Here is a 21140-nt window from a genome sequence, read left to right on the forward strand (position 1 = left end):
GCGTCAAGGTTTCCGATGCCCGACCTCAAGACCATCCTGTCCGCCACCGTCCCCCTGACCCTCGCGGGGGTGCCCGCGGGGTTCCTGCCGTCGCTGCTCGCGGACCTCGCGCGGGCGGCGCCGACGCGGGCGGTGTTCGTGGCGTCGGACGAGGCGCAGATGCGGTCGATCGCGGCGACCGCGCCGTTCTTCGCCCCCGAGCTGGAGGTGGTGCAGCTTCCCGCGTGGGACTGCCTGCCGTACGACCGCGCGTCGCCGACGCTGCGCACGATGGCGGAGCGGATCGGCGCGCTGCACCGGTTGCAACAGAAGCCGGGGACCGCGCAGCTGGTGCTGACCACGGTCAACGCGGTGACGCAGCGGACGCTGACGCCGTTCCGTATCCGGCAACTGGTCGCGACGCTGCGCCCGGGTGAGAAGATCGGGCGCGACCGGCTGGGGACGCTGTTGCAGGCCAACGGCTACGTCCGCACCGACACGGTCCACGACCAGGGCGAATATGCGGTCCGCGGCGGCATCGTCGACCTGTTCCCCAGCGGCGAGGAGAATGCGCTGCGGCTCGATTTCTTCGGCGACGAGATCGAGAGCGTCCGCACCTTCGACCCCGCGGACCAGCGCACGACGGGGCGCATCGACCGCTTCATCCTGCTGCCCGCGTCGGAGGCGCTGCTGGACGAGGACAGCGTGAAGCGGTTCCGCACCCGGTACCGCGACACGTTCGGCGCGACCGCGACCGGCGACCCGCTGTATCAGGCGGTCAGCGAGGGCCGGCGGCTGGCGGGGATGGAGCATTGGCTGCCGCTGTTCGAGGAGAAGCTGGCGACGCTGTGGGAGCATCTGGGCGCCGACGACGTGGTCGTGCGCGATTCGGGTTCGCCGAACGCGGCCGAATCGCGGCTGGAATCGATCGCGGACTATTACGAGAACCGGAAACGCGCGGAGGCGGCGCAGCCCGGCAGCTATCGCGCGCTCCCTGCAAAGACCCTGTACCTGGACGACGGCGAATGGCGCGACGCGATCGCGGCGCAGCCCGCGCATCTCGCCACGCCGTTCCACGAGCCCGAATCCCGGACGGTCCTGGATTTCGGCGTCGACGGCCCGCGCGACTTCGCCCCCGAGCGCGCGGCGCAGGCGAACGTGTACGAGGCGGTCGTCGCGCATCTCGCGAAACTGAAGAAGGACGGGCGCAAGCCGATCCTGGCCAGCTATTCGATCGGCGCGCGGGAGCGGTTGAAGAATTTGCTGGAGGACCACGACCTGTCCGGCGCGCGGAGCGTGGAGACGTGGCAGGAGGCGCTGGGCGGCGCGGTTTCGGGCGTGGCCCTGATCGTCCTCCCGCTCGACCACGGCTTCACCGCGCCGGGCGTCGCGGTGCTGACCGAGCAGGACATGCTGGGCGACCGGCTGGTCCGGCGGTCGAAGCGGCGCAAGTCGGCGGACGCCTTCCTGGCCGAACTCGCCACGCTGTCGCCGGGCGACCTGGTCGTCCACGCGGATCACGGGATCGGGCGCTACGTCGGGTTGACGCAGGTGCCGGTGGCCAAGGCACCGCACGATTGCGTCCAGCTGGAATATGCCGGCGGCGACAAATTGTACGTGCCGGTCGAGAATCTGGAAGTCCTGTCGCGTTACGGATCGGGCGAGGACGGCGCGACGCTGGACCGGCTGGGCGGCGAGGCGTGGCAGCGGCGCAAGTCGAAGATGAAGGAGCGGATCCGCGAGATCGCGGGCGAGCTGATCGCGGTCGCGGCCGAACGCGCGCTGCGCCCCGGCGAAATCGCGGAGCCGGACAGCGCGGGCTATCCGGCGTTCGTCGACCGCTTCCCGTACGAGGAGACCGACGACCAGGATCGCGCGATCGGCGACGTGCTGGCGGACCTCGCCGCGGGCAAGCCGATGGACCGGCTGATCGTCGGCGACGTCGGCTTCGGCAAGACCGAGGTCGCGCTGCGCGCCGCCTTCGTCGCCGCGATGGCGGGGATGCAGGTGGCGGTCATTTGCCCCACCACCCTGCTGGCGCGGCAGCATTACAACAATTTCACCAGCCGCTTCGAAGGCTTCCCGATCAACATCGGCCGCATCTCTCGCCTCGTCCAGGCGGCAGAGGCGAAAAGGGTGAAGGAGGGGCTGACCGACGGGTCGATCGACATCGTCATCGGCACCCACGCGCTGCTGGCGAAGGCGATCGATTTCAAGCGGCTGGGCCTCGTCATCGTCGACGAGGAGCAGCGTTTCGGCGTGACGCACAAGGAGCGGCTGAAGACCCTTCGCGCCGACGTCCACATGCTGACGCTGACCGCGACGCCGATCCCGCGGACGTTGCAGATGGCGATGAGCGGCCTGCGCGAACTGTCCGTGATCCAGACGCCGCCGGTCGACCGGCTGGCGGTGCGGACGTACGTCATGCCGTGGGACCCGGTGGTGCTGCGCGAGGCGTTGCTGCGCGAACATTATCGCGGCGGGCAGTCGTTCCTGGTCACGCCGCGCATCGCCGACCTGCCCGATATCGAGGATTACCTGAACAAGCAGGTGCCCGAAATCCGCTACGTCGTCGCGCACGGACAGATGGCGCCGAGCGAGGTGGAGGAGCGGATGAGCGCCTTCGTCGAGAAGAAGTTCGAGGTGCTGATCTCCACCTCAATCATCGAATCGGGGATCGATATTCCGTCCGCCAACACCCTCATCGTCAATCGCGCCGACCGCTTCGGGCTGGCGCAGCTTTATCAGCTGCGCGGCCGCGTCGGGCGGTCGAAGACGCGCGCCTATGCCTATATGGTCGCGCCGCCCGAGCGGCAGATGACCGAGGCGGCGGAAAAGCGGCTGAAGGTGCTGAGCGACCTCGATACCTTGGGCGCGGGGTTCCAGCTCGCCAGCCACGACCTCGACATCCGCGGGGCGGGCAATCTGCTGGGCGACGAACAGTCGGGGCATATCAAGGAAGTGGGCTACGAACTCTACCAGTCGATGCTGGAAGAGGCGATCATGGACGCCAAGGCGGGCGGCTTCGCGCAGCGCCCGCGCGATTTCAGCCCGCAGATCACCGTCGACGCGCCGATCCTGATCCCGGAGGAGTACGTCCCCGACCTCGACCTGCGCATGGGGCTGTACCGGCGGTTGAACGAAGTGGACGATCGCGCCGGCCTCGACCAGTTCGCCGCCGAGATGATCGACCGGTTCGGGAAGCTGCCGCTGGCGACCGACAACCTCGTGAAGGTGATGGAGATCAAGCTGAACGCGCGCACCGCCTGCGTCGCGAAGCTGGACGTGGGGCCGAAGGGCGCGCTGGTGGCGTTCCATGACGACAAGCCGCCCAATGTCGCGGGGCTGCTGAACTATGTCGAGAAACTGGGCGGGATCGCGAAGCTGCGGCCCGATTCCAAACTCGCGCTCACCCGCAACTGGGCGGATCCGCAGGCGCGGCTGAACGGGGCGCTGCAATTGTCGAAGGGGCTGGCGAAGGCGGCGGGGTAAGGTGGTCAGCCGCCCCATCCGTTCGGGCTGAGCCCTTCGACTGCCTGCCAAGGCAGGCGCTCAGGAAAGGCTTCGATGCAACGCATCGAAGTCGAAGCCTGTGCGCCACCGTCGGCGCATACCCTTCGACTTCGCTCAGGGCGAACGGCGGTCCTTTCCGGGCCCGGCTTTACGAACTGTGGTCCGAGATGATCCGCCACCCGTCCTTGCGGCGTTCGAACAGCAGGGTCGTCAGGCCCGTCTGCGCCTTCGCGCCGCCCGCGGGCGTGAGCGTCCAGCGCGCGACGAACAGGCGGTGCACGTTGCTGATCGTCCGCCACGCGACCGGCTGAAACGTCAGCCGTCCCCGCGTATTGCCACCCGGCGCGAAGCTCTTCGCGTAACGCGCCGCGATCGCAGCCTTTCCCCGCGCCAGCTCGGTCCCCGCGGCATAGATCGCGTCGTCGGCGTAGACCGCCATGAAGCGCGACAGGTCGCCCGCGTTCCACCCCGCGGCGCTGGACGCCATCGCGGCCTCGATCTCCGCCTGCGGCGTGGTGGCGGGAGCGGCTGCGACCAGCAGCGTGAAGGGGAGGAGGTTTGCCAGCATCGCGGCATCATGCCTGCATCCGGCGGGGAGGCAAGTGCGTCGCCACACACGACCCGTCACCCCGGCCCCGTGCCGGGGTCCACCGCGCCGCATGCCTCACACAGGCGGCAGGTGCGGCACGGTGGATGCCGGGACGAGCCCGGCATGACGGTTAGTAAGGCGCCGTCACCCCGGACTCGATCCGGGGTCCATCAAGCCGACAGCGCATCGCCCGTTTATCGAACCGCTCGCCCGCGGCCGGATGGACCCCGGCTCAAGGCCGGGGTGACGGTGCGTTCAGGAAAACCCGAGGGCGTCCGCGACGACCTGGCTGACGATCCGGCCGCCCTTCACGTTCAGCCCTTCCTTCAGCCCCGCGTCGGCATCGATCGCGGCCACGCCCTTGCCCGCGAGCGCCAGGCCGTACGGCAGCGTGGCGTTGTTCAGCGCGTGGCTGGACGTCAGCGGCACCGCGCCGGGCATGTTGGCGACGCAATAATGGATCACGCCGTCGACCTCGTACGTCGGGTCCGCATGGGTCGTGGCGTGCGACGTCTCGAAACACCCGCCCTGGTCGATCGCGACGTCGACCAGCACGCTGCGCGGCTTCATGTGCGCCAGCATCGCGCGCGTCACCAGCTTGGGCGCCGACGCGCCGGGGATCAGCACCGCGCCGATCACCGCATCCGCCTCCGCGATCTCCTGCTCGATCGATTCCAGCGTTGACACGCGCGTGCGCACGCGGCCCTGGAACAGCTCGTCCAGTTCACGCAACCGCGGGATCGAGCGGTCGATGATCGTGACCTCGGAGCCCAGCCCCACCGCCATGCGCGCCGCATGCGTGCCGACGACGCCGCCGCCCAGCACGACGATCCGTGCGGGCTGCACGCCCGGCACGCCGCCCAGCAGCACGCCGCGCCCGCCGTTATATGCCTTCAGCGCGGTGCCCGCGGCCTCGATCGACAGGCGGCCCGCGACCTCGCTCATCGGCGCGAGCAGCGGCAGCTGGCCGTGGCGGTCGGTGACGGTCTCGTACGCGACCGCGGTGACGCCCGACGCCATCAGGCCCTTCGCCTGATCGGGATCGGGCGCGAGGTGGAGGTAGGTGAAGAGGATCTGGTCCTCGCGCAGCTGCGCCCATTCCGCGGGCTGCGGCTCCTTCACCTTCACGACCATGTCGGCGGTGGCGAAGACTTCCTGCGCGGTATCCACGATGCGCGCGCCCGCGGCGACATAGGCCGCATCGTCCGCGGCGATGCCCGCGCCCGCGCTCGTCTGCACGATCACCTCATGCCCGCGCGCGACATATTCGCGCACCGCACCGGGGGTCAGGCCGACGCGATATTCGTGGTTCTTGATTTCCTTGGGCACACCGACGCGCATGGGGAAGCTCTCCTGTTTCTGGTTGCCGCCATTATACGGCATCGCGCGCGGCGTTTCCCGGCAAAGCAGGGCGCCATCTTGCCCGTGGACGGCGGATTCCGCTAACCGATGCGCCGATGACGACGGAAAGCCCCCTGCCCGACCGCGTCGACCGGCAATTGCTGTCGTTGCTGGTCACGAACGCGCGCGCCACCGCCTTCGCACTGGCGGAGGCGATCGGGCGATCCGCCACCGCGATCGCGCGGCGGCAGCGGCTGCTGGAGGAGCGCGGCGTGATCGCGGGCTACGAGGCGCGGCTGGACCTCGCGGCGCTGGGGTGGCCCACGATCGTCCACATCAAGATGACGCTGGAGAGCCAGCGCAAGGACGTGCTGGAGGCGTTCGAGCGCGCGGTGATCGCAAGCCCGTCGGTCGTGAAGTGCGATTTGATGAGCGGGACCGACGACTATCTCGTGACCGTCCGCACCCGCGACCTGTCGCACTTCGCGGAGGTGCATCGCGAGGAACTGTCGCACCTGCCCGGGGTGACGCGGATGGAATCGGGGTTCGTTTTGAGGGAGGTGGTGGGGCCGCGGTTGCCGGGGGGTGTGCTGGGATAAGCCGCCCCTCCGTCATGCCGGCGAAAGCTGGCATCTCGGACAGACGATCCATCCACCCGTCATCCCGGCGAAGGCCGGGATCCATTTCTCCGCCTGCGCCCGCGGCTCGATGGATCCCGGCCTTCGCCGGGATGACGGCCTTCTTGCCTGCCCCCCCTCAATACGCCAGCGCCACGCCGTCCGCGCGCATTTCGCTCGCGGCGGCGTAGACGCGCGTCGCGCCGTCCATCCGGCGTTCGACGCACTGGTATCGGCCGAAACCGCCCTCCGGCTCGCCGATGGTCCAGCCCATGCCCGCCAGCGCCGCCTTCGTCGCCGCGGGCACTCCCGTCTCCAGCCGCAGCAGCCCGGTCGGCCCCAACCCGGCGGGGTCCTCCCCCATCGATTGCGACGACCCTTCGTGGTGCCAGCGCGGCGAATCGCCCGCGGACTGGATGTCGAGGCCGTAGTCGACGCGGTTGACGACGATCTGCGTCTGTCCCTGCGGCTGCATGTCGCCGCCCATCACGCCGAAGCTCATCCACGGCGCCCCGTCCTTCGTCGCGAAGCCGGGGATGATCGTCTGGAACGGCCGCTTGCCCGGCGCGTAGATGTTCGGATGGCCGTCCTTCAGGCTGAACAACTGTCCGCGATCCTGGAACATGAAGCCCAGGCCATCGGCGACCAATCCGGATCCCATGCCGCGGAAGTTGGACTGGATGAAGCTGACCATCATCCCGTCGCTGTCGGCGCAGGTGAAATAGGTGGTGTCACCGCGCGACGGCGCCTGACCGGGGCGGACGTCCGTCATCAGGCGGTCGGGGCGGATCAGTTTCGCGCGTTGCGCCGCATAATCCTTCGAGATCAGCCATTCGACCGGCACGCGCGCGAACTTCGGATCGGCGTAGTATCGCGCGCGATCCTCATAGGCGAGGCGCTTCGCCTCCGCCTGCAAATGGATCGACAGCGGAGACTGGAAGCCCGCAGCCCCCATATCGAAGCGTTCGAGGATGTTGAGCATCTGAAGCGTGGCCAGCCCCTGCGTGTTCTCGCCCAGCGCATGAACGGTCGCGCCGCGATAGCCGGTCGCGCTCGGCTTCACCCATTCGCTGCGATGACGCGCCAGATCCTCGTAGCGCAGCCAGCCGCCGATGCGCTTGAAATAGCGGTCGATCGTGCGCGCGATCTCGCCTTCGTAAAAGGCGTCGCGTCCGCCCGCGGCGATGGCGCGATAGGTGCGCGCGAGGTCGGGATTGCGGAACACCTGCCCCGCCTGCGGCCCCTTTCCGTCCGCCATGCCCCATGTCTTCAGCGCGTTGGCGACCTCCTCGATCCCGTTGCCGGGGCGGCGGAAGGCGACGAGGCTGCGGCGGATGTAATAGGCGATGATGTCAGGGACGGGCGCGCCGTTCTCCGCATGTGCGATCGCGGGCGCGAACAGGTCGGCCCATTTCAGCTTTCCGTAGCGCTGGTGCATCGTCCACCACGCGTCGACCGCGCCGGGCACCGACACCGGCAGCGCGCCCAGCGCGGGCAGCGCGCCGTTCTTCGCGCGCGCCCGCACGGTCGCGAGGTCGAGCGCCATCGGGGAGCGCCCGGACCCGGCGAGGCCGACGACCGCCTTCGCCTTCGGATCCCAGATCATCGCATAGCCGTCGCCGCCGATACCGCACGACGTGGGTTCGAGGAAGCCGAGGCAGGCGTTGATCGCGATCGCGGCATCGACCGCGCTGCCGCCGCGCTTCAGGATGTCGATCCCCGCCTGCGTCGCCAGCGGATGCGACGTCCCCGCCGCGCCCGTCAGGCCGTAGGCCGCGGTGCGCGAGGCGAAGCTGGCGCCGACCGGACGGTCGCCGGGGCCGACATCGGGGCGCACGAAGCGATCCTCGCCCGCCTGCCAGCGCGGCGGGAGCTGCTTTTTCGGGAGCGGGGCGCCGTTCTGGCCCGCGGCGGGGGCGCCCTGCGCGCCGGGCGTGCCGGTCTGGGCAAGCGCCGACACCGGGAGCGCGGCGGCGGGGAGCGAGGCGATGAAAGTGCGGCGGCGCATGGACTTGGCTCCTGTCGGGGAGCCGCGACCTTGGGGCGGCGGGGGAGCGGGGGCAAGGTTCTTCGCCCGCACCCTCACGCATCATTGCGCCTCCGCGAAGGCGGAGGCCCAGACTGGGGCCCCGCCTTCGCGGGGACACAAAAAGACGTTAGAGGGTATGCCACCCCCTTCCGGCGCAGGAGGCAAGTCTTCGCCTGACTCTTCGTCATGCCGGGCCTGTCCCGGCATCCGCTGTGCCGCACTGGCAGAAGCCGTTGATCGTGCGGCACGGTGGACCCCGGGACAAGCCCGGGGTGACGATACTTGGAGGCATCTGAGAGGGCTTTGCAAAGGTCCCGCGCCCGCCGCGACGACGGCAAAGCGCCCGCCGCCCCGTCAGGAGCGGCGGGCGTCGACCTCACGCCGCGCGCGTGCCGTTCAGCGGGAAGCTGCCGAAGGCGCCCGCGCCGACGGTGCCCGTCATCGTGTCGCCGTCGACCGTGGCGGTCATGTCCAGCGTCATCGGCATCGGCGTCGTCACCTGCTGCTTCCACGTCAGCGTGTTGCCGTCGACCGCGCCGGTGATGTCCGCCGAGCCCATCGCGCCGGATCCGGTGCCGGTGAAGGTGTCGCCGTCGCTCTTGACCGCCAGGGTCAGTTTCTGGTCGCCAAGCGGCGACTTCACGACCACGTCCCAATTGCCGTCGATACCCGACATATCCTGCTCCATCATTGCGCGGCCGGCGCACCCGCCACCGCGTTCGCGGGCACGACCTCCACGGGCAGGCCCGCGCTGTCAAGCTGCGGCTTCACCTTGCCCGCGTCGCCGACGACGACCCACACCAGGCGCGACGGGTCCAGCGCCGCCTTCATCGCCGCATTCGCCTGCGCCGGGGTCAGCGCGCGATAGCGCTGCGTGATCGTGGCGTAATAATCGTCGGGACGCCGGTACAGGTCGTTCGCCTGCATCGCCGCCAGCACGTCGTCGGACGTCTCGAACTCGCCCGACAGCGACCGCGTCGCGCCGTTGATCGCGCGATCGAACTCCGCCTGCGTCATCGGCGCCGCGCCGACGAAGCGCGTCATCTCGCGCCGCATCTCCGCGATCGCGGCGCCGGTCCGGTCGGCCTGCACCGGTGCGTTCAACAGGTAGGGCGCGGCGTTCCGGTAGCGCGAGAAATTGCCGCTGACGCCGTAGGACCAGTGTTTCTCCTCGCGCAGGTTCATGTTCATCCGGCCCAGGAAGCCGCCGCCCAGCGCGTCGTTGGCGACCTGCACCGGCAGCAGGTCGTCGGTGCCCTTCAACCCCGTCGAGACGCCGCCCGCGATCAGCGATTGCGGACTGTCGGGCCGGTCGACCAGCACGATGCGCGGGGTCACGGACGCGGCCTGCGCGGGGAAGGTCTTCACCCCCGCGGGCGTCGTCCCGGCGCGCCAGTCGCCCAGGCGGCGTTCCAGCAGCGCGCGGATTTCCGCCAGCGGGCGGTCCGACACCACGAACAGCGTCGCCTTGTCCGGTCGCAGCCAGGCGTCGCGGAAGGCGACCAGGTCGGCGCGGGTCAGCGCCGCGACCGCCCGCGGATCGCCCGACCCCTGCGCCTTGCCGTAGGGGGAGCCGGGCATCACCAGCGGCGGCAGGACGCGGCGCGACAGGCCGTCGGGGCTGGTCAGTTCCTGTTCGATCTCGGTCAGCTGCTGCGTCTTCACGCGTTGCAGCTCCCCCTGCGGGAAGGCGGGGGCGCGCGCGACGTCGGCCCACAGGGCGCTGGCCGCATCGAGGTTCGCGCTGGGCGTGCGCAACGACAGCGTCGTGCGGTCCGCCGATCCGCCGGCGTAGATCGCCGCGCCCAGCCGCTCCTGCGCCTCCGCGAAGCCGATCGAATCGAGCGTCGCGGTCCCTTCGTCCAGCATCGCCAGCGTCAGCTGCTGCGTGCCGAGCTTGTCCGCGACATCGGCCGCCACGCCGGCGTCGAAGCTGAGCACCAGCTTCGTCATCGGCACGGTCGCGCGGCGGGCGTAGACGATGCCGATGCCGTTCGACAGGCGCGCGCGTTCCACGGCCGGGAAGGTCAGGCCCGCGACATCGCCCACCGCGGGAAGCGGGCCGCGCGTTCCCTTCACCGGCGTTTCCGGCGCGGGCTTCACCGCGACCGCGGGGGGGACCGCGGCCTCGGCATAGGCGTCGCGCTGGCCGGGCAGGACGGTCAGCATATAGGCCGGGCGCGACAGCCATTTCTGCGCCGCCGCGCGCACGGTCGCGGGCGTCTGCCGCGCCAGGTCCGCCAGCTGCTTCCTGTAGAAGCCGGGATCGCCCGAATAAAGCGCGCCCTCGGCCAGCGCGACCGCCTTCCCGCCGAAGCCGCCGACCGATTCCAGCCCGGCCACGCGCTGCGACACGGTCTGCGTCACGTAGCGGTTCACCTCGTCCGCGGTCGGGCCGTTCTTCCGGAAATCGGCCAGGATCTCGTCCAGCCGCCGCGATACCAAGGCGGGATCGACGCCCGGCCGCACCACTGCGTTGACGTAGAAGGTGCCGACCTGCGTATAGGAATTGTTGGAGGCGCCGACCTGCACCGCCAGCTGTTCCTTCTTGACCAGGATATTGTCCAGCCGCGAACTGGCGAGGCCGCCGAGCACACCTGCCGCCACGTCCAGCGCGGCGGCGTCGGCGTCGTTCAGGCCGGGCACTGCCCAGCTTTTCAGCACCAGCGGCGCGGCGACCTTGTCCTTCATCACCTCCACCGCGGGGCCGGGCAGCGCGGCGGGGATCGGGGCGGGCGGCGCGACGCTTTCGGGCCCGCGCGCGATGTCGCCGAAATATTTCGTCACCAGCCGCTTCGCGGTCGCGACGTCGACGTCGCCCGCCAGGACCAGGACGGCATTGTTGGGGCCATAATGGCGCCGGAACCAGTCCTTCACGTCGGCCACGCTCGCGGCGTCGAGATCGGCCATCGATCCGATCGTTTCATGGCCATAAGGGTGATCGGCGGGAAAGATGCCGGTCGCCAGCTTGTAGCGGACCAGGCCGTAGGGCTGGTTGTCGCCCTGCCGCTTCTCGTTCTGCACCACGCCGCGCTGCTCATCCAGCACCGCCTGCGTGATCGCGCCGGTCAGGTGGCCCATGCGATCGGATTCGAGGAACAGCGCGCGGTCCAGCGCGGCGGTGGGGACGGTCTCGAAATAATTGGTGCGGTCGTAATAGGTGGTGCCGTTGTAATCGGTGGCGCCGACCTGCTTGAGCGGTTCGAAGAAGTCGCCCGGCGCATTCTCGCTGCCGTTGAACATCAGATGTTCGAACAGGTGCGCGAAGCCGGTCCTGCCCTTCGGCTCGTGCTTCGAGCCGACGTCGTACCACATGCTGACCGCGACGACGGGCGCCTTGCGGTCCGTATGGACGACGACGCGCAGGCCGTTGGGCAGCGTGAATTGTTCGTACGGGATATCGACCTGCCGCACGAGATCCGCGACCGGCGCGGCGGCGGGCACGGGAGCGGCGGAAAGCGGGGCGGCGGCGACGGGCACGGCGGCGGCGGCGACGGCGAGCGCCGCGATCGCGGTGCCCAGCAACAGGTGACGGTGAAGCAAGGGTGGCGGCTCCGGCTGTTCCCCCGCGTGCGGAACGGGCTGGGGATGGGCGTGACGATCGGGGACGATGCGCGGGCACGGCCCCACCCCCGCCCCCGTCCGCAGGCGGGAGACGGGTCGGCTACACCGTCGACCCGGGCAGCAACAAGGCGGCAACAAAAAGAAATTGACTGCCGATGCAACCATTGCCATCGCAACGTCATGCCCTTCTACGCCGAAACGAATTTCTATCCCGAGTCGTCAATCGGTTACCTGTTGCGCGTCGGGCACCAGCACGGCGTCGCCGCGCTGGACCGGTTGTTCGCGGCGGAGGGGATCAGCGCGGTGCAATGGTCCGCACTGATCTCGATCCACTTCGGTCGCGGCGCGACATGCGCCACGCTGGCGCGCGACCTGGCGCACGACAAGGGCGCGATGACCCGGATGATCGACGCGCTGGAGGCGAAGGGGCTGGTGATGCGCCGCCGCGATTCGGACGATCGCCGCGTCATCAACCTGTCGCTGACCACGGAGGGAGAGGCGATGGCGATGCGGTGCCGCAAGCTCGCCATCGCCTGCTGGAACCATCTGCTCGACGATTGGGACGCGGCGGAGGTCGATGCGCTGATCGCGCAGCTGAACCGCCTGCGCGCCACGATGGAGGCCAAGTCATGCGCCGCCTGACCGTATTAGCGCCCGCGTTGCTGGCGGGATGCGCGATCCCCGCCTCCCCGCCCGCGGTGTCGCCACGCGCGGCGGCGGACCTCGCGCTGGCGGGACCATCGGTGGTCGTGGCGACCGAATGGTGGAAGGCGGCGGGCGACCCGCAGCTGGACCGGCTGGTCGCGGATGCGCTGGCGGGCAATCCCTCGCTCGACACCGCGGCGGCGCGGCTGCGGCAGGCGCAGGCGGTGCTGGCGCGCAACGACGCCAACCGCGGCGTCGACGTGGCGCTCGATTCGCAGGTGCAGGCCGCACGCCTGTCGGGCCGGTACACCATCCCGCCCCCCTTCGGCGGGACGGTGCGCGAACTGGGCACCGGACAGGCGGGGCTGAGCTACGACCTGGACCTGTTCGGGCGGCAGAAGGCGCGGATCGCGCAGGCCGCGGCGGGCGCGGACGCCGCCGCGTACGACCTGGCCGCCGCGCGGCTGATGCTGGCCGGATCGGTGACGCGTTCCTATGCCGAGGTGGCACGCGCGGAACGGCGCGCGGCCATCGCGAAGGCGTCGATCGCGACGCGCCGTCGTTCGCTGGGCCTGGTCGACGCGCGGGTGCGCAACCGGCTGGCGAGCCGGCTGGATCACGAGGCGGCGCGCACGTTGCTGGCGCAGGCGGAACTGGCACTGGTCGATGCGCAGGCGGCGCGCGTGCTGGCGGTGAACGCCCTCGCCGCGCTGGCGGGACGCGGGCCGGATTACGGCAACGGCATCGGGCCGACGCGCATCCCGGCGGAGATCGCCCTTCCCGTCCCCGCACGCATCCCCGCCGACCTGCTGGCGCGCCGGGCCGACATCGCCGCGGCGCAGGCGCGCGTCGCGGCGGCGAGCGCGGGGCGGCAGGTCGCGCGCCGCGCCTTCTATCCGGATATCAACCTCACCGCGCTGGTGGGATTGCAGGCCATCGGCCTCGCCAATTTCATCCAGCCCGATGCCGGCACTGCGGGCGTCGGCGCGGCATTGCACCTGCCGATTTTCGACAACGGCCGGCTGAAGGCCGATTTGGCGGGCGCGACCGCGGCGCAGGACGTGGCGACCGCGCAATATAACGAGGCGGTCGTGGCCGCCGCGCGCGAGGTCGCGGACGCGATCGCGCGGGTGCAGGCGACCGACGTGGCCAAGGCGCGCCAGCGCGCGGTCGTCGCGGGCTTCGCCGAGACCGGGCGGCTGAACGCGATCCGCGTGTCGAGCGGGCTCGACAGCAGGCTGACCGGCATCGACAACGATATCAGGCTGCTCGACGCCGAGCTGGCCGCCGCCAACCTTTCCATCGACGCGCTGACGGCGCGCGCCGCACTCGCGGTCGCGCTGGGCGGCGGATTCGCTCCCGTGCAGGACACGCCCCGATGACCGATACCGCGGCCGAGACGGCCCCCGCCCCCACGCCCACCCCCGCCCCCACCGGCAAGCCGAAGGCGCGCAAACGCGCGTTCGCGGTGCTGGCGATCGTCATCGTCGTCGGGCTGATCGTGTGGGCGGTGTTCCACTTCCTGCTGGCGGTGCCGGAGGAGGAGACCGACGACGCCTATGTCGCGGGCGACGTGGTCGCGATCACCGCGCGCGATCCCGGCACCGTGGTGGCGCTCCACGCCGACAACACGCAATCGGTGAAGGCGGGACAGCCGCTGGTCGAACTGGACCCGCTGGCGTCGGACGTGGCGTTGCAGAGCGCGGAGGCCGAACTGGCGAAGGCGGTGCGCGCGACGCGGGCGGACTTCACGCGCGTGGGGCAATCGGATGCGGGCATCGTGCAGGCGCAGGCGGAACTGTCGCGCGCGCGCGACGACTACGCGCGCCGACGCGGCGCCGCCGCCGAGGGCGCGGTGTCGGGCGAGGAACTGGACCATGCCGCCGACGCGGTGAAGGTCGCGGCCGCGAACCTGAACCTGGCGCGCGAGCAGCGGCGGCAGGCGACCAGCACGGTCGCGGGCACCAACGTGGACACCAATCCCGCGGTCCTGGCCGCCAAGGCCATGTACCGCCGCGCCGCGATCCAGCGCAGCCACATGCGCGTCACCGCGCCGATCGACGGCGTCGTCGCGCAGCGGACGGTGCAGGTGGGGCAGCAGATCCAGAGCGGCACGCCGTTGATGGCGATCGTCCCGCTGCAACGCCTGTGGGTCGACGCCAATTTCCGCGAGACGCAGCTGAAGGACGTCCGCATCGGACAGCCCGCGACGGTGGTGGCGGACATGTACGGCGACGACATCGTCTATCACGGCCGCGTCGTCGGGCTGGCGGCGGGCAGCGGCAACGCCTTCGCGCTGCTGCCGCCGCAGAACGCCAGCGGGAACTGGATCAAGATCGTCCAGCGCGTGCCGGTGCGCATCGCGCTCGATCCGAAGGAATTGCGCGCCAACCCGTTGCGCGTGGGCCTGTCGGTGAAGGCGACCGTCGACACCGCGTCGAAGGGCGGCGCCCGCCTCGCCGCCGCCGCGACCGCGCCGTACCGCGGCGACACCGCGGGCTACGACGACCCGATGGTCGAGGCGCGCATCCGGCAGATCGTGGCGGCGAACCGGTGATCGATCGACTGCCCTCACCCTTCCGGTGCTGCGCGCCTCCCTCCCTCTCCCGATGGGAGAGGGAAGGGGCCCGCCCGGCGCAGCCGGGTGGGAAGGGTGAGGGCAGCAATCTGTGACGCCCCCTACCCCCACCCCGCTGACCGGCGCGAAGCTGGGCCTCACCGCGTTCGTCCTCGCGCTCGGCACGTTCATGATGGTCCTCGACACGACCATCGCCAACGTCTCGCTGCCCACGATCGCGGGGAACCTGGGCGTCAGCAGCGACAATTCCACCTGGATCGTCACCGCCTTCGCGGTGTCGAACGGCATCGCGGTGCCGCTGACCGGGTGGCTGATGCGGCGGTTCGGGGTGGTGCGCGTGTTCTGCACCGCGGTCGCGCTGTTCACCGTCGCCTCGTTCCTGTGCGGCATCGCGTGGAGCCTGCCGTCGCTGATCGCGTTCCGCGTGTTGCAGGGGGCGGTGGCGGGGCCGATCATGCCGGGCAGCCAGGCGCTGCTGATATCGGTCTTCCCGTCCGACAAGCGCGCCACCGCGTTGGGCATCTGGTCGATGACCACCCTCGTCGCGCCGATCATGGGGCCGATCCTGGGCGGCTATATCTCGGACAATTACCACTGGTCGTGGATCTTCCTCATCAACGTGCCCTTCGGCATCGTCGTGTCGCTGGTCTGCTGGTCGAACCTGAAGGACCGCGAGACGCCGACGATGAAGCTGCCGATCGACACGGTCGGGCTGGCGCTGCTCGTCGTCTGGGTCGGCGCATTGCAGATCATGCTGGACCTGGGCAAGAACGCCGACTGGTTCAACGATTCCACGATCGTGGTGCTGGGGATCGTCGCCGCGATCGGTTTCGTCGCGTGGATCGTGTGGGAATTGACCGACGACAATCCCACGGTCGACCTGACGTTGTTCGCACGGCGCAATTTCTGGATCGGGAACCTGTGCTTCTCGCTGGGGTACGCGGTGTTCTTCGCCAACATCCTGCTGCTGCCTTTGTGGCTCCAGACGCAGCTGGGCTACACCGCCACCTGGGCCGGGCTGGTCGCCGCGCCCAGCGGGCTGGTCGCGGTCGCGCTGACCCCGTTCGTCGCGCGCCTGTCGGGGAAGATCGACGCGCGCATCCTGGCGACCGTCGCCTTCGCGGGCTTCGCGCTCAGTTACTATTTGCGGTCCGGCTACACCACCACCGCCAGTTTCAGCGACTTCGTCTTCCCGCTGCTGATCCAGGGGGTCGCGATGAGCACCTTCTTCCTGTCGATGCTGACGATCGCGCTCGACCGCATCCCGCCGGAGCGGCTGCCGTCCGCGACGGGCATCTCGAATTTCACGCGAATCGTCGCCGGATCGTTCGCCGCATCGATCATCACCACGGCATGGGACCGGCGCGAGGCGCTGCACCAGAACCGGCTGGCCGAGGCGGTGGGCAACGGATTTCCGTACCGCATGGCGGTGGAGCAGATGCAGCGGTTCGGGCTGGACGCGACGCAGACGGCGGCGGTCGTCACGCGGCAGATGGTCGGACAGGCGTACCTGCTGGCCTCCACCGATCTGTTCCGGCTGTCGGCCTGGCTGTCCGCCGCGCTGATCCTGCTGGTATGGATGTGCCGCCGCCCCGCCGCCATGACCGGGCCGGTGGCGGCGGATTGAGCCGCACGCCGCGCCGCGGTATGGCGGCGCCGATGACCCGCACTCCCAAGACATTCCACGTGAAGTCGTTCGGCTGCCAGATGAACGTCTACGATGGCGAGCGCATGGCCGAACTGATGGCCGCCGACGGCATGGTCGCGACCGACGACGCCAATGCCGCCGACCTCGTCGTCCTGAACACCTGCCACATCCGCGAAAAGGCGACCGAGAAGGTGTATTCCGACATCGGACGGCTGCGCAAATACGGCAAGCAGGGCGACGGCGGGCCGATGATCGCGGTCGCGGGCTGCGTCGCGCAGGCGGAAGGGGACGAGATCATCCGCCGTGCGAAGGTGGACGTGGTCGTCGGGCCGCAGGCGTATCACAACCTGCCCCGGCTGGTCGCCGATGCCGCCGCGGGCACGCCGACGCTGGACACCGACATGCCGCTGGCGTCGAAATTCGGCGCGCTGCCCGCACGGCGCAAGGTGGGGCCGAGCGCGTTCCTGACGGTGCAGGAGGGGTGCGACAAATTCTGCACCTATTGCGTCGTGCCGTATACGCGCGGGGCGGAGGTGAGCCGACCGTTCGCCGCGATCGTGGACGAGGCGAAGGCGCTGGTCGACGCGGGCGCGCGCGAGATCACGTTGCTGGGGCAGAACGTGAATGCGTGGACCGACGGGGAGCGCGGGCTGCACGACCTGATCCGCGCGCTGGATCGCATCCCCGCGCTGGCGCGCATCCGCTACACCACCAGCCATCCCAACGACATGACGCAGGGCCTGATCGACGCACATCGCGATGTCGAGGGGCTGATGCCCTTCCTGCATCTGCCGGTGCAGGCGGGCAGCGACCGCGTGCTGCGCGCGATGAACCGCAGCCACACGCGCGACAGCTACCTGACGCTGCTGGACCGTATCCGCGCCGCGCGGCCCGACATCGCGCTGTCGGGCGATTTCATCGTCGGCTTCCCGGGCGAGACGGAGGCGGAATTCGCCGAGACGCTGCGCCTGGTCGACGCGGTCGGCTACGCTCAGGCGTTCAGTTTCAAGTACAGCCCGCGCCCCGGCACCCCCGCCGCGGACATGGACGGACAGGTCGCGGCGGCGGTGATGGACGACCGGCTCCAGCGGCTACAGACCGCGCTGAACCGCGACCAGCATGCGTTCAACGCGGCGACGCTGGGGCGGCGGTGCGACGTGCTGATCGAACGGCGCGGGAAGCTGCCGGGGCAATGGCTGGGCAAGTCGCCCTGGCTGCAATCGGTCCATATCGTCGGCGACCATGCGATCGGCGACCTGATCGACGTCGCGATCGCGGAGGCGGGCCCCAATTCGCTGCGCGGTACGCCCGCGATCGCGCAGGCCGCCTGACCCGCGCCGCGCGCCCGCGGGGCGGCGCGCGCCGGCGAAGGGATCAGTCCAGCGGAACGAAGGCCGGCCGGCCGACGCGATAGGCGCGTTCGGGATCGTGGAACGGGAAGCCGTGCGTCGCCAGGGGGGTGAGCAGGCGGCGCATGTTCCCCCATGTCGACCGGCTGGTCGCGATGACGTCCGGACTGGAATACCACGCGTCGTCCACGACCAGCCCGCCGTCGCGCTGGCGCACCGGTCCCGCCAGCAATTGTTCGACGCGGCGGCGTACCGTCGCCTTGGGCATCGCCAGCCGTTCCGACAGGACGCGCGCGCGCAACGGGCGGATCAGCAGGTCGGGCGGCGGCGGGGCGATGGTCGCGTGGCGGCGTGACAGGTGCGGATCGGCGGAAATGGCGCGGTTGTTGGCGCACAGGATGGTCGAGAACAGCGCGAGGTTGACGCGATCCTGATGCGTCCGCCGGTTGCTGTCCGCCGCCGCCAGCATGAGGTCCGCCGCCAGCGGCCATCCGGCCTTCCACGAATAATCGCGCGCGGACGGGGTGAAGCACGGCAGCCCGCCCGCGGTCGCCAGGTCGGCGATGAAGCGGACCAGGCAATCGTGCGCCAGCGGGACCAGCGTCGCCATCGGGGCGTCCGCCAGCGTGCCCGTCAACATCACGCCGCCCCGTTCGCGCCGGCACAGGCCGCGCGCCGCCAGCGCCGCGACATGCCGCCGCGTCGTCTCGAACGGCAGGCGCAGCGAATCGGCGACCGCCAGGACCGGGATCGGCCGCCCGTCGTCGAACGTCCGCCGCGCCAGCAGCGTGAACACCATGAACTGGTCGACGCGCCCGCCGAATTCGGGAAGCGCGGCGGCCAGCAGGTTGGTCTGCATCTCCGCCAGTCCGCGGGTCATCGCCCGGAGCGGTAATTCGTCGACGCACTGGAAAAGCATATATGAATTTGCGTGTGATCGAACGCGCGCCGTGTCCACCATTCGCTGAGTCCCGCTGTTCAAAACGGGTAGGCTCGCGGTCGCGGCTTGCGCCCGCGGGCGCGAACCATCACCTTGTGACGACCAACGAAAGGACCGCATGAGTCGCAAGCCCGTTCCCGCCCAGCATGGCGAGCGCTCGCGCGCCGAGCTGACGTTCGATCGGCCGCAGCTGCTGGCGCAGCTCTTCGGCCAGTATGACCAGCATCTGGTGGCACTGGAAAATCGGCTGGGCGTCTATATCACCGCGCGCGGCAACCGCGTGGGGCTGGAGGGGAGCGCGGAGCAGGTGGCGATGGCGCGCGATGTCCTGTCCGACCTGTACAAGCGAATCCAGCGGGGCGAGGAGGTCGACGGCGGCCTGGTCGACGCGTCGATCGCGATGATGGCGGAACCGACGCTGGACGGCATCGTGTCCGCCGAACGCGTGCCCGTGCCGCCGATCATGATCCGCACGCGCAAGAAGACGATCGTGCCGCGCACGCCCGCGCAGGTGCATTACATGCGCGAACTGACGACCCACGACATGATCTTCGCGCTCGGCCCGGCGGGCACGGGCAAGACCTATATCGCGGTCGCGCAGGCCGTGTCGCAGCTCATCACCGGCAGCGTGCAGCGGCTGATCCTGTCGCGCCCTGCGGTGGAGGCGGGCGAGCGGCTGGGCTTCCTGCCGGGCGACATGAAGGAGAAGGTCGATCCGTACCTGCGCCCGCTGTACGACGCGCTGAACGACTGCATGCCGCCCGAGCAGGTGGAGCGGCGCATCGCGAGCGGGGAGATCGAGATCGCGCCGATCGCCTTCATGCGCGGGCGCACGCTGGCCGACGCCTTCGTGATCCTGGACGAGGCGCAGAATACGACGCCCGCGCAGATGAAGATGTTCCTGACCCGCTTCGGCCAGAACAGCCGCATGGTCATCTGCGGCGATCCGAACCAGACCGACCTCCCCGGCGGCGTCGCCTCCAGCGGGCTGGCGGACGCGACGATCCGGCTGGAGGGGGTGGAAGGCATCTCGCTCTGCCGATTCACCGCCGCGGACGTGGTGCGGCATCCGATTGTCGGGCGGATCGTGGAGGCGTATGAGGGGGTGAGCGGTTGACGGCGCGGGATATCCTGCATAACTGTGCGGGATATCCTGGAGGCGGATGATGGCGTCGCTATACATCAAGGACGAAGAAGCTAACAGGCTGGCGGAACGGCTCGCGGCATCACGCGGGCTGACGAAGACGGCGGCGGTGAAGCTGGCGCTGCATCGCGAACTGGAACGTGATCGCGGAAACCATGAATCTGCGTTGTCACCGGCACAGGCCGATGTCCGGTCCGTACTTGAACGATTCTGGGCAACGACCCGTCTTGGCGAGCCGATCGGGCCGGAAGCCGACAAGGCATTCTTCGACAGCCTGAGCGATCAGGAAGACGATTGACCATCTTCGTCGATGCATCTGCACTCGTTGCGATCGCCACGCGCGAGGCCGACGCGCTAGACCTGGGCGATCGGCTCGCGATGCACGATGACCGGCTCTATTGCGCTGTCGGTGCATGGGAGGCGACGCTGGCCATTGCGCGACGGCGAAGGAGCGACCTGACGCTCGCCAGTGAGGAATTGGCGCGCCTGTGCGACGACCTGTCGCTCCGCCTCGCCCCGATCGGAGAGCGTGAAGCCGCCGTGGCGCTCGATGCTCATGCGCGTTACGGCAAAGGGACCGGCCATCGCGCGCGATTGAACCTGGGCGATTGCTTCGCCTACGCCTGCGCGAAGACGAACGAGGCGCAATTGCTCTACAAGGGCAACGATTTCTCGCATACGGACCTTGCATGATCCATGTCGAACTCACCCGCGACGATCCCTGGCCCGATGGCGCCTGGGATGCGCTCGCGCTCGCCGGCGCGCGCGCCGCCATTCAGCGGACGCCGCACGGGGAATTGCTGACCACGCCCGCGACGGTGGAGATCAGCGTGCGGCTGGCCTCCGACGCGGAGGTGCAGGGCCTCAATCGGCAATACCGGCAGAAGGACCGGCCCACCAACGTCCTGTCCTTCCCGATGGTGCAGCCCGACCTGATCGACACGGTCAGCCGGAACAGCGACGACGGCGAGCTGCTGCTGGGCGATATCGTCCTGGCGCACGGCGTATGCGTCGCGGAGGCGGCGGAGCGGGGGATATCGGTGGAGGCCCATGCCACGCATCTGGTGGTGCATGGCGTGCTGCATCTGCTAGGCTACGACCACCTGACCGACGACGAGGGGGATGCGATGGAGGAGATCGAGCGCGCGGCGCTGTCCGATCTCGGCATCGCGGACCCCTATCTCATACGCGAGGATTGACGACC

17 protein-coding genes are annotated in these 21140 nt (G+C 69.8%); 11 read left to right on the forward strand and 6 right to left on the reverse strand.

Annotated elements, in window-relative coordinates; translation table 11 throughout:
* Positions 1 to 15 precede the first annotated feature (15 nt).
* The gene (mfd, locus tag ASG29_RS13670) at positions 16 to 3471 is read left to right on the forward strand and encodes a transcription-repair coupling factor (protein ID WP_055984894.1); all 3456 of its coding nucleotides are present in this window, start codon (positions 16 to 18) and stop codon (positions 3469 to 3471) included.
* A gap of 169 nt (positions 3472 to 3640) precedes the next feature.
* Here the strand turns inward: mfd and ASG29_RS13675 are convergent, their stop codons facing one another.
* Both ASG29_RS13675 and ald read right to left on the reverse strand, forming a co-directional pair.
* Complete coding sequence (locus tag ASG29_RS13675; protein WP_055984898.1) at positions 3641 to 4060, reverse strand: YybH family protein; 420 nt, start codon at positions 4058 to 4060, stop codon at positions 3641 to 3643.
* A gap of 276 nt (positions 4061 to 4336) precedes the next feature.
* Positions 4337 to 5422 carry an alanine dehydrogenase gene (ald, locus tag ASG29_RS13680; RefSeq protein WP_055985682.1) on the reverse strand — a complete coding sequence of 362 codons (1086 nt, stop codon included), beginning with the start codon at positions 5420 to 5422 and terminating at the stop codon, positions 4337 to 4339.
* A gap of 116 nt (positions 5423 to 5538) precedes the next feature.
* Here ald and ASG29_RS13685 point away from each other — a divergent pair, with 116 nt between their 5' ends.
* On the forward strand, positions 5539 to 6021 hold the full coding sequence (locus ASG29_RS13685) for an Lrp/AsnC family transcriptional regulator (RefSeq protein ID WP_055984901.1): 483 nt from the start codon (positions 5539 to 5541) through the stop codon (positions 6019 to 6021).
* Between the two features lie 157 nt (positions 6022 to 6178).
* Here the strand turns inward: ASG29_RS13685 and ASG29_RS13690 are convergent, their stop codons facing one another.
* The 3 genes from ASG29_RS13690 to ASG29_RS13700 form a co-directional block, all read right to left on the reverse strand.
* Positions 6179 to 8047 carry a gamma-glutamyltransferase family protein gene (locus ASG29_RS13690; protein ID WP_055984903.1) on the reverse strand — a complete coding sequence of 623 codons (1869 nt, stop codon included), beginning with the start codon at positions 8045 to 8047 and terminating at the stop codon, positions 6179 to 6181.
* Positions 8048 to 8444: 397 nt separating this feature from the next.
* Positions 8445 to 8744: a hypothetical protein gene (locus ASG29_RS13695; RefSeq protein WP_055985685.1), complete on the reverse strand. Its 300-nt coding sequence runs from the start codon at positions 8742 to 8744 to the stop codon at positions 8445 to 8447.
* A gap of 11 nt (positions 8745 to 8755) precedes the next feature.
* The gene (locus ASG29_RS13700; protein WP_414884686.1) at positions 8756 to 11611 is read right to left on the reverse strand and encodes a M16 family metallopeptidase; all 2856 of its coding nucleotides are present in this window, start codon (positions 11609 to 11611) and stop codon (positions 8756 to 8758) included.
* Between the two features lie 201 nt (positions 11612 to 11812).
* Between ASG29_RS13700 and ASG29_RS13705 the strand changes: the two genes are divergently transcribed.
* From ASG29_RS13705 to miaB, 5 genes are all read left to right on the forward strand, one after another.
* A complete protein-coding gene (locus ASG29_RS13705; RefSeq protein ID WP_055984906.1) occupies positions 11813 to 12274 on the forward strand; it encodes a MarR family winged helix-turn-helix transcriptional regulator in 462 nt (153 codons plus the stop codon).
* The gene (locus tag ASG29_RS13710) at positions 12262 to 13659 is read left to right on the forward strand and encodes an efflux transporter outer membrane subunit (protein WP_055984909.1); all 1398 of its coding nucleotides are present in this window, start codon (positions 12262 to 12264) and stop codon (positions 13657 to 13659) included. Before ASG29_RS13705 ends, ASG29_RS13710 begins: the two co-directional genes overlap by 13 nt.
* Entirely contained in the window at positions 13656 to 14834 is a 1179-nt protein-coding gene (locus tag ASG29_RS13715; protein WP_055984912.1) for an HlyD family efflux transporter periplasmic adaptor subunit, read from the forward strand. Before ASG29_RS13710 ends, ASG29_RS13715 begins: the two co-directional genes overlap by 4 nt.
* Positions 14835 to 14946: 112 nt before the next feature.
* Positions 14947 to 16482 carry a DHA2 family efflux MFS transporter permease subunit gene (locus ASG29_RS13720; protein WP_055984915.1) on the forward strand — a complete coding sequence of 512 codons (1536 nt, stop codon included), beginning with the start codon at positions 14947 to 14949 and terminating at the stop codon, positions 16480 to 16482.
* A 32-nt stretch (positions 16483 to 16514) separates the two neighbouring features.
* Entirely contained in the window at positions 16515 to 17834 is a 1320-nt protein-coding gene (gene miaB / locus ASG29_RS13725) for a tRNA (N6-isopentenyl adenosine(37)-C2)-methylthiotransferase MiaB (protein ID WP_082516118.1), read from the forward strand.
* Between the two features lie 43 nt (positions 17835 to 17877).
* Here miaB and ASG29_RS13730 read toward each other — a convergent pair whose 3' ends face one another.
* Positions 17878 to 18732 carry a hypothetical protein gene (locus ASG29_RS13730; protein ID WP_156458014.1) on the reverse strand — a complete coding sequence of 285 codons (855 nt, stop codon included), beginning with the start codon at positions 18730 to 18732 and terminating at the stop codon, positions 17878 to 17880.
* A gap of 178 nt (positions 18733 to 18910) precedes the next feature.
* Here ASG29_RS13730 and ASG29_RS13735 point away from each other — a divergent pair, with 178 nt between their 5' ends.
* The 4 genes from ASG29_RS13735 to ybeY are packed head-to-tail and all read left to right on the forward strand — an operon-like array spanning position 18911 to position 21135.
* On the forward strand, positions 18911 to 19909 hold the full coding sequence (locus tag ASG29_RS13735) for a PhoH family protein (protein WP_055984920.1): 999 nt from the start codon (positions 18911 to 18913) through the stop codon (positions 19907 to 19909).
* 46 nt (positions 19910 to 19955) lie between these two features.
* Positions 19956 to 20234, forward strand: a complete 279-nt coding sequence (locus ASG29_RS13740) for a type II toxin-antitoxin system VapB family antitoxin (RefSeq protein WP_055984923.1) — start codon at positions 19956 to 19958, stop codon at positions 20232 to 20234.
* Positions 20231 to 20629, forward strand: a complete 399-nt coding sequence (locus ASG29_RS13745) for a type II toxin-antitoxin system VapC family toxin (RefSeq protein ID WP_055984927.1) — start codon at positions 20231 to 20233, stop codon at positions 20627 to 20629. Before ASG29_RS13740 ends, ASG29_RS13745 begins: the two co-directional genes overlap by 4 nt.
* On the forward strand, positions 20626 to 21135 hold the full coding sequence (gene ybeY / locus ASG29_RS13750) for an rRNA maturation RNase YbeY (protein WP_055984930.1): 510 nt from the start codon (positions 20626 to 20628) through the stop codon (positions 21133 to 21135). Before ASG29_RS13745 ends, ybeY begins: the two co-directional genes overlap by 4 nt.
* Positions 21136 to 21140 lie beyond the last annotated feature (5 nt).

It is taken from the genome of Sphingomonas sp. Leaf412 (assembly GCF_001425405.1).
Taxonomy (GTDB): Bacteria; Pseudomonadota; Alphaproteobacteria; order Sphingomonadales; family Sphingomonadaceae; genus Sphingomonas.

What these genes read in the sequence shown, in the direction of transcription:
- mfd (WP_055984894.1), top strand. Translation starts at nt 16, where the DNA reads ATGCCCGACCTCAAGACCATCCTGTCCGCCACCGTCCCCCTGACCCTC.
- ASG29_RS13675 (WP_055984898.1), bottom strand. Translation starts at nt 4,060, where the DNA reads ATGCTGGCAAACCTCCTCCCCTTCACGCTGCTGGTCGCAGCCGCTCCC.
- ald (WP_055985682.1), bottom strand. Translation starts at nt 5,422, where the DNA reads ATGCGCGTCGGTGTGCCCAAGGAAATCAAGAACCACGAATATCGCGTC.
- ASG29_RS13685 (WP_055984901.1), top strand. Translation starts at nt 5,539, where the DNA reads ATGACGACGGAAAGCCCCCTGCCCGACCGCGTCGACCGGCAATTGCTG.
- ASG29_RS13690 (WP_055984903.1), bottom strand. Translation starts at nt 8,047, where the DNA reads ATGCGCCGCCGCACTTTCATCGCCTCGCTCCCCGCCGCCGCGCTCCCG.
- ASG29_RS13695 (WP_055985685.1), bottom strand. Translation starts at nt 8,744, where the DNA reads ATGTCGGGTATCGACGGCAATTGGGACGTGGTCGTGAAGTCGCCGCTT.
- ASG29_RS13705 (WP_055984906.1), top strand. Translation starts at nt 11,813, where the DNA reads ATGCCCTTCTACGCCGAAACGAATTTCTATCCCGAGTCGTCAATCGGT.
- ASG29_RS13710 (WP_055984909.1), top strand. Translation starts at nt 12,262, where the DNA reads ATGCGCCGCCTGACCGTATTAGCGCCCGCGTTGCTGGCGGGATGCGCG.
- ASG29_RS13715 (WP_055984912.1), top strand. Translation starts at nt 13,656, where the DNA reads ATGACCGATACCGCGGCCGAGACGGCCCCCGCCCCCACGCCCACCCCC.
- miaB (WP_082516118.1), top strand. Translation starts at nt 16,515, where the DNA reads ATGACCCGCACTCCCAAGACATTCCACGTGAAGTCGTTCGGCTGCCAG.
- ASG29_RS13730 (WP_156458014.1), bottom strand. Translation starts at nt 18,732, where the DNA reads ATGACCCGCGGACTGGCGGAGATGCAGACCAACCTGCTGGCCGCCGCG.
- ASG29_RS13735 (WP_055984920.1), top strand. Translation starts at nt 18,911, where the DNA reads ATGAGTCGCAAGCCCGTTCCCGCCCAGCATGGCGAGCGCTCGCGCGCC.
- ASG29_RS13740 (WP_055984923.1), top strand. Translation starts at nt 19,956, where the DNA reads ATGATGGCGTCGCTATACATCAAGGACGAAGAAGCTAACAGGCTGGCG.
- ybeY (WP_055984930.1), top strand. Translation starts at nt 20,626, where the DNA reads ATGATCCATGTCGAACTCACCCGCGACGATCCCTGGCCCGATGGCGCC.